Below are 11,626 nucleotides of genomic sequence, written 5' to 3' on the forward strand. Positions count from 1 at the left end.
CTCTTTATTTTTTAGGATGTTGATTGGTTAGGTTCAATCCCCAAGGGACTAAATTTTCAGTCTTGTTTTTGATACGAGCGACATTATCCTTATGACGAATGATAATCAAACTAGCAAGAGCCAGGATAATAGCGATGAAGAGAGGGTCATAGTTGCTCAGGATAAAACCAAAAAGTGGAAAGAGTAGAACTCCGATAACAGCCGCGATAGATGCTGTGACACTAGACAGTGAAATCATACTACCAAGATAGAGGGTTCCAAAGAAAACAACTGCAAGGTAGAGACAGAAGACAGGCGCAAATCCGAAAACCACTCCAGCACTGGTTGCGACAGCCTTACCACCCTTAAATCCTGCAAAGATAGGGAAGGTATGGCCAATAACAGCCAAAAGTCCAAAGATGAGAGGCGAAACGCCTTGCAGATGAAACATAATTGGAAGAAGCGTTGCTAGAGTTCCTTTGAAAAAGTCAATCACAAAGGTCGTCATACCAGCTTTCTTACCTAAAATGCGGAAAGTATTGGTTGTTCCAGTATTTCCAGAACCGTGTTCACGCAGATTTGTCTGAAAGAATACTTGTCCAATCCAGAGACCAGACGGAATCGAACCCAGCAGATAGGCTAGGATTAATAAAACTATTGTAATCATACTCCTATTATATCATGAAATGGAGAAGAAAGGCAGAGAATCTCTTCTGAAATTGTCACACCGGAGAAAGAAAAATTTTGCAAAATCCTTGGAAAACCTGTAGAATAGTAAAGATGAACGAATAGGAGGTTCCTTGTGTCAAAAAAGGAAATCAATATTAACAATTATAATGATGATGCCATTCAGGTGCTAGAAGGGTTGGATGCAGTTCGAAAACGTCCAGGAATGTATATCGGATCGACCGATGGTGCTGGTCTCCACCACCTAGTCTGGGAAATAGTCGATAATGCAGTCGATGAAGCCCTGTCTGGGTTTGGCGATCGTATTGATGTGACCATTAATAAAGACGGAAGTTTAACGGTTCAAGACCACGGACGTGGAATGCCGACGGGAATGCACGCTATGGGAATCCCAACAGTTGAGGTTATCTTTACCATTCTTCACGCCGGAGGGAAATTCGGTCAGGGTGGCTACAAGACATCTGGTGGTCTCCACGGGGTGGGTTCTTCCGTTGTTAACGCTCTTTCAAGTTGGCTAGAAGTTGAAATCACTCGAGATGGTGCAATCTACAAGCAACGTTTTGAAAATGGTGGAAAACCTGTCACGACTCTGAAGAAAATCGGTACAGCACCCAAGTCTAAAACAGGTACCAAGGTTACTTTTATGCCTGATGCGACGATCTTTTCTACGACAGACTTTAAGTACAATACCATCTCAGAGCGTCTTAATGAATCAGCCTTTCTCTTGAAAAATGTGACCTTGTCTTTGACAGATAAGCGAACAGATGAAGCGATTGAGTTTCATTATGAAAACGGGGTGCAGGACTTTGTGTCCTATCTGAACGAAGACAAGGAAACCTTGACACCTGTTTTGTACTTTGAGGGGGAAGATAATGGTTTCCAAGTAGAAGTAGCTCTCCAATACAATGATGGATTTTCAGATAACATTCTGTCCTTTGTCAATAATGTTCGCACCAAGGACGGTGGAACGCATGAGACAGGACTTAAGTCTGCCATTACCAAGGTTATGAATGACTATGCGCGTAAGACAGGTCTTCTCAAGGAAAAAGATAAAAATCTAGAAGGTTCAGATTACCGTGAAGGACTAGCAGCCGTTCTTTCTATCTTAGTTCCTGAAGAACATTTGCAGTTTGAAGGCCAGACCAAAGATAAACTTGGAAGTCCACTAGCGCGTCCAGTTGTGGATGGGATTGTGGCTGATAAGTTGACCTTTTTCCTTATGGAAAATGGGGAATTGGCTTCTAACCTCATCCGCAAGGCTATCAAGGCGCGTGATGCTCGTGAAGCAGCACGTAAGGCGCGTGATGAGAGCCGAAATGGTAAGAAAAATAAAAAGGATAAGGGCTTGTTGTCTGGGAAATTGACCCCAGCCCAGTCTAAGAATCCGGCTAAGAATGAACTCTATCTAGTCGAGGGGGATTCTGCCGGAGGTTCTGCTAAACGAGGTCGTGACCGCAAATTCCAAGCTATCTTGCCCCTTCGTGGTAAGGTCATCAATACAGCTAAAGCCAAGATGGCAGATATCCTTAAAAATGAGGAAATCAACACAATGATTTATACCATCGGTGCTGGTGTAGGGGCAGATTTCTCCCTTGAAGATGCCAACTATGATAAGATCATTATCATGACAGATGCGGATACCGACGGTGCCCATATCCAGACCTTGCTCTTGACATTTTTCTACCGCTACATGCGTCCGCTAGTTGAGGCAGGCCATGTTTATATCGCCCTTCCGCCTCTTTACAAGATGTCCAAAGGCAAAGGCAAGAAAGAAGAAGTGGCCTACGCTTGGACGGACGGAGAACTAGAAGAACTCCGCAAACAGTTTGGTAAAGGTGCTACACTTCAACGTTATAAAGGTCTCGGTGAGATGAATGCGGACCAGCTCTGGGAAACAACTATGAATCCAGAAACCCGTACCCTCATCCGTGTCACGATTGAAGACCTAGCACGCGCAGAACGCCGCGTCAATGTCCTCATGGGTGACAAGGTCGAACCACGCCGTAAGTGGATTGAGGATAATGTCAAGTTTACGCTGGAAGAAGCGACAGTTTTTTAAGTTAGTTTTTAATGAATGGGTATAAACATGAGAACTGAAACAGAAATGCTCGATGTAATCTTAAAGACTGCTGAAACCTTACAAGTTGCGGCTGTCGCCATGTCTGGTTCACGGACAAATTCACAAGCACCACAAGATGAATTTCAAGATTACGATGTAGTCTATGTTGTAGAGAATCTGGACGAGCTGATTACAGATTTATCTTGATTGGACCAGTTTGGCAAACGCATTATCGAGCAAGAAGTTGGTCTTGGTCAACGTCGTTTATACCTCATGCTCTTTGAAGATGGAAATCGAATTGATCTAACCCTCTGTCCAAAACAACAAATTCAAGAGTGGGTAGATAGCGAAGCGGAATTCATAGTTTTAGAAGATAAGAAGGGATTATTTGAGTACTATTCTCCCAGTCCTCAGCGTTTCTGGATGAGTTCAGCTAGTGAGACAGATTTTAAAAATTCCTGTAATGAATTTTGGTGGGTGTCAGCCTACGTGGTTAAAGGGATTTGTCGCAAACAAGTCATCTATACGACGGACCATCTCTATGGTATTTGTCAGCAAGAGTTGTTGAAGGTATTGGCTTGGAAGGTTTCAAGTGATAGGGGGAAAGTCGAAATCGGCAAGAACTGCAAGTATCTCTTTAATCATTTGCCAGTTGAAAAAGAGAAGGAGCTATCTAATCTTCTTGATTTTTCCAGTTTAGACAAAATCACTCAGTCTCTATTTGCTACGATGCAACTTTTCCACAGAGAGGCTCAGTCCCTTGCTCAAAAGATGGATTTTGACTACGATAAAGAAGTAGCTGAGAAGATGATTGAGTATGCTGAGGAGAGACTTCTTAATCGCTAACTAACTAAAGACCTTAATTTAAAAGATTAAACTACAGAAAGAGTTGTTTGGTTATTTGTAGTAACTGAACACGGGACTAATTCCCGTAAAATATCTTTTACTGTATAAAAAACTACTCTATATTCTTTGAAAGGAGTTGAACACGCCCTCAATGCTGGGTGAAAAAGATAAATTCTCTTGCGAACATCGCTCGCTTTAAGAATTTTCTATTTTCACTTGATATTTTACGGGCTCTGTATCCTATATGAGTAACATTCAAAATATGTCCTTGGAGGACATTATGGGAGAGCGCTTTGGTCGCTACTCCAAGTACATTATTCAAGACCGGGCTTTGCCAGATATTCGTGATGGCTTGAAGCCGGTTCAGCGTCGTATTCTTTATTCTATGAATAAGGATGGCAATACTTTTGACAAGAGCTACCGTAAGTCGGCCAAGTCTGTCGGGAATATCATGGGGAATTTCCACCCACACGGTGACAGTTCTATCTATGATGCCATGGTTCGTATGTCTCAGGACTGGAAAAATCGTGAGATTTTAGTTGAAATGCACGGTAATAACGGTTCTATGGACGGAGATCCACCTGCGGCTATGCGTTATACCGAGGCGCGTTTGTCTGAGATTGCTGGTTATCTTCTTCAGGATATCGAGAAAAAGACAGTTCCTTTTGCTTGGAACTTTGATGATACCGAGAAAGAACCAACGGTCTTACCAGCAGCATTTCCAAATCTCTTGGTAAATGGATCGACTGGTATTTCAGCTGGTTATGCCACAGATATTCCACCTCATAATTTAGCTGAGGTCATCGATGCAGCGGTTTACATGATTGACCACCCAACTGTAAAGGTTGATAAACTCATGGAATTCTTGCCTGGACCAGACTTCCCGACTGGAGGAATCATTCAGGGTCGTGATGAAATCAAGAAGGCCTATGAAACTGGGAAAGGGCGCGTGGTTGTTCGTTCTAAGACTGAAATTGAAAAGCTAAAAGGTGGTAAGGAACAAATTGTTATTACTGAGATTCCTTATGAAATCAACAAGGCCAATCTAGTCAAGAAAATCGATGATGTTCGTGTTAATAACAAGGTGGCTGGTATTGCTGAGGTTCGGGATGAGTCTGACCGTGACGGTCTTCGTATCGCGATTGAGCTAAAAAAAGATGCTAATACGGAACTTGTTCTCAACTACCTATTTAAGTACACAGATCTGCAAATCAACTACAACTTTAACATGGTGGCGATTGACAATTTCACACCTCGTCAGGTTGGGATTGTTCCAATCCTGTCTAGCTACATCGCACACCGTCGTGAAGTGATTTTGGCGCGTTCACGCTTTGACAAGGAAAAGGCTGAGAAGCGTCTCCATATCGTCGAAGGTTTGATTCGCGTGATTTCGATTTTGGATGAAGTCATTGCCCTTATCCGTGCATCTGAGAATAAGGCTGACGCCAAGGAAAACCTCAAGGTCAGCTATGGTTTTACAGAGGATCAGGCTGAGGCCATTGTTACCTTGCAACTGTATCGTTTGACCAATACAGACGTAGTTGTCTTGCAGGAAGAAGAAGCAGAACTTCGTGAAAAGATTGCCATGCTGGCGGCTATTATCGGTGATGAGCGGACTATGTATAATCTCATGAAGAAAGAACTTCGTGAGGTTAAGAAGAAGTTTGCGACTTCTCGTTTGAGTAGCTTAGAAGACACAGCAAAAGCAATCGAGATTGATACAGCTAGTTTGATTGTCGAGGAAGATACTTACGTCAGCGTGACCAAGGCCGGTTACATCAAGCGTACCAGCCCGCGTTCCTTTGCGGCTTCCACTCTGGAAGAAATTGGCAAACGTGATGATGACCGTTTGATTTTTGTACAAGCTGCTAAGACAACCCAGCATCTCTTGATGTTTACGACGCTTGGAAATGTCATTTATCGACCAATCCATGAATTGGCTGATATTCGTTGGAAGGATATCGGAGAGCATCTGAGCCAAACCATCACAAACTTTGAAACTAACGAAGAAATCCTTTATGTTGAAGTAGTAGATCAGTTTGATGATGCGACAACTTACTTTGCTGCAACTCGTCTTGGTCAAATCAAACGCGTAGAACGTAAAGAATTCACTCCATGGCGGACCTATAAATCTAAATCAGTCAAGTATGCTAAGCTCAAAGACGATACAGACCAGATTGTAGCAGTGGCTCCGATTAAACTAGATGATGTTCTTTTGATTAGCCAAAATGGTTATACCCTTCGTTTCAATATCGAAGAGGTACCAGTTGTCGGTGCTAAGGCTGCAGGTGTCAAAGCTATGAACCTGAAAGCAGATGATGTCCTCCAATCCGCCTTTATCTGTAATACCTCCTCCTTCTATCTCTTGACACAGCGTGGAAGCTTGAAACGTGTTTCTATTGAGGAAATTCCAGCAACCAGCCGTGCCAAACGTGGTTTACAAGTTTTGCGTGAGTTGAAAAACAAACCGCATCGTGTCTTCTTAGCAGGAGCAGTTGCAGAGCAAGGATTTGTTGGTGATCTCTTCAGTACGGAAGTGGACGGGAACGATCAAACTCTGATTGTTCAATCTAATAAAGGAACTATCTATGAAAGTCGATTACAAGATTTGAATTTGTCAGAACGAACCAGCAATGGTAGCTTTATATCCGATACCATTTCAGATGAAGAAGTTTTTGATGCCTATCTTCAGGAAGTTTATTAAGAATTTGAATATAAGAGATGATAAAAAACAATAAAAAGCTTTTCATTAAAAAATTTCTTAAGTTATAGATTTAAGAGTTGAATCTGATTATATATACAAAAACGAACAGTGCTGATTCCCAACTGATAGGGACTTAGGCCTGGTCGTTTTCTTGCTTTTAGTGGTATAGACCACTCGATGTTTAAATGTGAAATTAGTAACATATGGGCAACTATACAAGTTTAGCTAATAAAAAATAATAATTTTTTAAGAAAACGATTGCATCTATAATATTTTTATGTTATACTCTTATTGTTTCAAGAAAGCGCGTTCGAGAAATAATTCGTTCAAATATATAGGAGTTTTGTATGTCTCAAAACAAACAAGATAAAGGATTTCGTTTTTCTATTCGTAAACGTAGCGTTGGAGTATGTGGTGTTGCCATTGCAACATTTTTGCTAGGTTCTGGCCTTGTATTTCAAACAAATGTAGTAAAAGCAACAGAACCAAGCGTTGCTGCAGTTGCTGGTGAAAATATTGCTGCTCATAAGTCTGCAAGTCAGAGTTCGACTTATTACGATGCAGATGCTTCTAGAGCGGTTGACGGTAATCGAGATGATGTTTACAGACATCACTCAGTTACTCATACAAATTTTGAAGATCATGCTTGGTGGAAAGTTGATCTAGCAAAAGAAGAAGGTGTGGGAACTGTTCGTATTTACAATCGTGGAGACAGTAATGTAGGGGATCGTTTATCTAATTTTGATGTTATTTTGTTAGATAAAGATGGTAAGGAAGTAACTCGTCAACATGTCGATAGCTTAAATAATCAACCAACAATTGATGTTCAATTCTCAGGAGTTAATGCACGATATGTAAAAATTGAATTAAATAAATCTAAAACTCCTCTTAGTTTGGCAGAAGTTGAAGTATATCGTGCTGTAAAAGAAGAAAAAGTAGTAGCAGATAAGAAAACAGAAAACAAAGCTAAAACAGAAAACAAAGCTAAAAAAGATTATACTGCAGAGCTAAATAACTATTTATTTGGTTTAAATTACGATAAACTAAATATTTTAACTAGAAAAGGCGAAGCATTAGAAAATTACACTAATACAAGCACAAAACAACAAGGAAATGAATTTGTGGTTGTGGAAAAAGTGAAGAAAAACCTTTCTAATGGTTCTGCAGATGTTGCCATTAATGGTAACGGAGATATCTTCCTAGGTGCTTTATTTAAAGCAAATCAAGACCTTCTAGAAAACAAACCACAACAAATTAGTTTAGATCGTAGCAAAGGTAGAATCAGTGTTGATTTACCAGGAATGGTAGGCGGAGATAGCTATGTAGATGCTAATCCAACTGCAAGTGGTATGCAGGAAGGTGTGAATACCTTGTTAAATCGTTGGCATGAAAAATATGCTGCGAAAAATCCTGCTCCAGCACGTATGCAGTATGAATCAACTTCTGCTTACAGCATGAATCAATTGAAAGCAAAATTCGGAAGTGATTTTGAAAAAGTCGGTGTTAATTTGAAAATTGACTTTGAGGCTGTGAACAAGGGTGAAAAACAAGTTGAAGTTGTTGATTTTAAACAAATTTACTATACTGCTAACTTTGATGCTCCAAAAAATCCTTCAGATGTATTTGCTCCAGGAGTAACGGTTGATCAATTGAAAGCACGTGGAATTGATGGAAAAACACCTCCTGTATACGTGTCAAGCGTTTCATACGGACGTCAAATGTATGTCAAATTTGAAACAACAAGCAAGAGTACAGAGTTGAAAGCAGCGATCAATGCTGTTATTAAAGGAGTGCCTATTAAACCAGACTCTGAATGGGCACGTGTCTTGAAGAATACAACTGTAACAGTTTCAATCGTAGGTGGAAATGCTGATGGTGCTGCACGTGTTGTGACAGGTACAGTAGAAGATTTGAAGAAATTGATTCAAGAAGGAGCTACTTTCAGTACACAAAACCCTGCTGTTCCAATTTCTTATAAGACTGCATTCTTGAAAGATAATCAAGTAGCCACAATTCAAAGCAATACAGACTACATTGAAACTAAAGTGACTTCATATAAAAATGGTTACCTCAAATTACACCATAAGGGAGCTTATATCGCTCGTTACTATGTTTACTGGGATGAAGTAACTTATGATAAGGATGGAGTTGAAAGCATTCGCTCACGTCAATGGGAAGATAATGGTAAAAACAGAACAGCTGGTTTCCAAACTGAACTTCAATTTAAAGGAAATGTGCGCAATATACGCGTGAAGATTCAAGAAAAAACAGGTCTTGTTTGGGAACCATGGCGTACAGTTTATAATCGCACAGACCTTCCTCTTGTTCAAAAACGTACCATTGTTAACTCAGGTACAACACTAAGACCAAAATACGATGAAAAAGTTGAAAATAACTAATTTTTCACTTGTAAAAGGAATCAGTTCGAAGAGCTGGTTCTTTTTATTTCTAAATACTCCTCCGTAATCAAAAATCAACAAAGATAGTCAATTATTTCTTATCAATCCATTGATTAGCATTTCAGTTTATCCTATCTACTTTTTGACTTTTGTATTTTTCCTAAAAATGGAGTTTTAGGCCAGCCTTTTTTCAAAAAATGTTTAATGGGGTGAAAATTGGTAAATTTGAGCATAATATCTTGTAAAAAATTCTAAAATCCTATACAATAAAAAGTGACGGAGGAATTTATGAATGTAAATCAGATTGTACGGATTATTCCTACTTTAAAAGTTAATAATAGAAAATTAAATGAAACATTTTATATTGAAACCCTTGGAATGAAGGCCTTGTTAGAAGAGTCAGCTTTTCTATCACTAGGTGATCAAACAGGTATTGAAAAGCTAGTTTTAGAAGAAGCTCCTAGCATGCGTACTCGTAAGGTAGAGGGACGAAAAAAACTGGCTAGATTGATTGTCAAGGTGGAAAATCCCTTGGAAATTGAAGGACTCCTATCTAAAACAGATTCGATTCATCAATTATATAAAGGTCAAAACGGCTACGCTTTTGAGATTTACTCACCAGAAGATGATTTGATTTTGATTCATGCAGAGGATGACAGAGCAAGTCTAGTAGAAGTAGGAGAAAAGCCAGAATTTCAAACAGATTTGGAATCAATCTCTTTAAGTAAATTTGAGATTTCCATGGAATTACACCTCCCAACGGATGTAGATAGTTTCTTGGAATCATCTGAAATTGGGGCATCACTTGGTTTTATCCCAGCACAGGGGCAGGATCTGACTGTGGACAATACGGTTACTTGGGACTTATCTATGCTCAAGTTCTTGGTCAATGAATTAGACATAGCAGGTCTTCGTAAGAAATTTGAGTCTACAGAATATTTTATTCCTAAGTCTGAAAAATTCTTCCTTGGAAAAGATAGAAATAATGTTGAATTGTGGTTTGAAGCAGTATGAAGTGGACCAAGATTATTAAAAAAATAGAAGATCAAATCGAGGCAGGGATTTATCCCGGAGCCTCTTTTGCGTATTTTAAGGACAATCAATGGACGGAGTTCTATATTGGCCAGAGTAACCCAGAGTATGGCTTACAGACTGAGGCAGGACTAGTTTATGACCTAGCTAGTGTCAGCAAGGTTGTTGGGGTTGGCACTGTTTTTACCTTCTTGTGGGACAAAGGTCAATTAGATATTGATAGATCAGTAACCGATTTTTTACCTGAGAGTGACTATCCAGATATCACTATTCGCCAGCTTTTAACACACGCAACAGATCTTGATCCGTTTATTCCCAATCGTGATCTTTTAACAGCCTCAGAATTAAAGGAAGAGATGCTTCATCTCAACAGACGAAGTCAGCCAGCCTTTCTTTATTCGGATGTTCATTTTTTGCTGTTGGGCTTTATTTTGGAAAGAATCTTTGATCAAGACTTGGATGTGATTTTACAGGAGCAAGTTTGGAAACCTTGGGGAATGACAGAAACCCAGTTTGGACCTGTTGAGCTTGCTGTTCCAACAGTCAGAGGTGTAGAGGCAGGCATCGTGCATGATCCAAAGGCTCGTCTCTTGGGCAGACATGCTGGTAGTGCTGGTTTGTTTTCGACTGTGAAGGATTTACAAATCTTTTTAGAACACTATTTAGAGGACGATTTTTCAAGAGATTTGGGTCAAAATTTTTCTCCTTTGGATGACAAGGAACGTTCTTTAGCATGGAATTTGGAAGAAGATTGGCTAGACCATACGGGCTATACAGGTACATTTGTCATGTGGAATCGTCAGAAGAAAGAAGCGGTCATTTTCCTATCGAATCGTACCTATGAAAAGGATGAGCGGGCCCAATGGATTTTAGACCGCAATCAAGTGATGGACTTGATTCGCAAAGAAAAGTAAGGAGAGACATGTCAAATAGTTTAAAAGGGACTTTATTAACAGTTGTGGCTGGGATTGCTTGGGGATTGTCAGGAACGAGTGGCCAATACCTGATGGTACACGGAATTTCGGCTCTGGTCTTGACCAACTTGCGTCTTTTAATCGCTGGCGGGATTCTCATGCTCTTGGCTTATGCTACTGCAAAGGATAAAATGCTGGCCTTTTTAACGGATAAGAAGAGTTTGCTGTCACTTCTCGTTTTTGCTCTGATTGGTCTTTTTCTTAATCAATTTGCCTATCTGTCTGCTATTCAGGAAACCAATGCAGGGACCGCGACGGTGCTTCAGTATGTTTGTCCTGTTGGGATTTTGATTTATAGCTGTATCAAGGATAAGGTGGCGCCGACGCTGGGAGAGATAGTTTCCATCATATTAGCCATTGGAGGGACCTTCCTGATCGCCACTCATGGGCAACTTGACCAGTTATCCATTACACCTTCTGGCCTATTCTGGGGTCTCTTTTCTGCCTGGACTTATGCTCTGTATATCATTTTGCCAATAGCCTTGATTAAGAAGTGGGGGAGTAGCTTGGTCATTGGTGTGGGAATGGTCATAGCAGGTTTGGTCGCCCTTCCTTTTACAGGGGTTCTACAGACTACTATCCCAACTAGTCTTGATTTTCTTCTTGCTTTTGCAGGTATTATCCTTATCGGGACTGTCTTTGCCTATACAGCCTTCCTAAAAGGAGCCAGTCTGATTGGACCGGTCAAGTCAAGCTTGTTGGCTTCAATTGAGCCAATTTCGGCGGTTTTCTTTGCCTTCCTAATTATGAATGAACAATTTTATCCTATTGATTTTCTTGGTATGGCAATGATATTAGTTGCTGTAACCCTGATTTCTTTGAAAGATTTACTCTTAGAAAAATAAAAAAGCCTCTTTGTCTATGACAGAGAGGTTTTATGTAGTATTTTATACTCAATGAAAATCAAAGAGCAAACTAGGAAATTAGCCGCAGGTTGCTCAAAACA

The 11,626-nt window shown here is 40.1% G+C and carries 7 protein-coding genes and 1 pseudogene; 7 read left to right on the forward strand and 1 reads right to left on the reverse strand.

Annotated elements, in window-relative coordinates; all coding sequences use genetic code 11:
- Positions 1-4: 4 nt before the first annotated feature.
- Positions 5-646: a glycerol-3-phosphate 1-O-acyltransferase PlsY gene (gene plsY / locus HMPREF1048_RS05170; RefSeq protein ID WP_000628807.1), complete on the reverse strand. Its 642-nt coding sequence runs from the start codon at positions 644-646 to the stop codon at positions 5-7.
- Positions 647-781: 135 nt separating this feature from the next.
- Between plsY and parE the strand changes: the two genes are divergently transcribed.
- From parE to HMPREF1048_RS05205, 7 genes and pseudogenes are all read left to right on the forward strand, one after another.
- A complete protein-coding gene (parE, locus tag HMPREF1048_RS05175) occupies positions 782-2,725 on the forward strand; it encodes a DNA topoisomerase IV subunit B (RefSeq protein WP_000037261.1) in 1,944 nt (647 codons plus the stop codon).
- A gap of 27 nt (positions 2,726-2,752) precedes the next feature.
- Positions 2,753-3,571: pseudogene (locus HMPREF1048_RS05180) on the forward strand (aminoglycoside 6-adenylyltransferase).
- Between the two features lie 244 nt (positions 3,572-3,815).
- Entirely contained in the window at positions 3,816-6,275 is a 2,460-nt protein-coding gene (gene parC, locus HMPREF1048_RS05185) for a DNA topoisomerase IV subunit A (protein WP_080568524.1), read from the forward strand.
- Positions 6,276-6,622: 347 nt separating this feature from the next.
- Positions 6,623-8,674, forward strand: a complete 2,052-nt coding sequence (locus HMPREF1048_RS05190; RefSeq protein WP_000081227.1) for a thiol-activated cytolysin family protein — start codon at positions 6,623-6,625, stop codon at positions 8,672-8,674.
- A gap of 288 nt (positions 8,675-8,962) precedes the next feature.
- Positions 8,963-9,688: a CppA family protein gene (locus tag HMPREF1048_RS05195; protein WP_001102224.1), complete on the forward strand. Its 726-nt coding sequence runs from the start codon at positions 8,963-8,965 to the stop codon at positions 9,686-9,688.
- A complete protein-coding gene (locus tag HMPREF1048_RS05200; RefSeq protein WP_000872198.1) occupies positions 9,685-10,620 on the forward strand; it encodes a serine hydrolase domain-containing protein in 936 nt (311 codons plus the stop codon). The genes HMPREF1048_RS05195 and HMPREF1048_RS05200 overlap by 4 nt, the downstream gene beginning before the upstream one ends.
- An 8-nt stretch (positions 10,621-10,628) precedes the next feature.
- The gene (locus tag HMPREF1048_RS05205; protein WP_000071698.1) at positions 10,629-11,525 is read left to right on the forward strand and encodes a DMT family transporter; all 897 of its coding nucleotides are present in this window, start codon (positions 10,629-10,631) and stop codon (positions 11,523-11,525) included.
- The last annotated feature ends 101 nt before the right edge of the window (positions 11,526-11,626 follow it).

The organism is Streptococcus mitis SK575 (genome assembly GCF_000257865.1).
Taxonomy (GTDB): Bacteria; Bacillota; Bacilli; order Lactobacillales; family Streptococcaceae; genus Streptococcus; species Streptococcus mitis_CQ.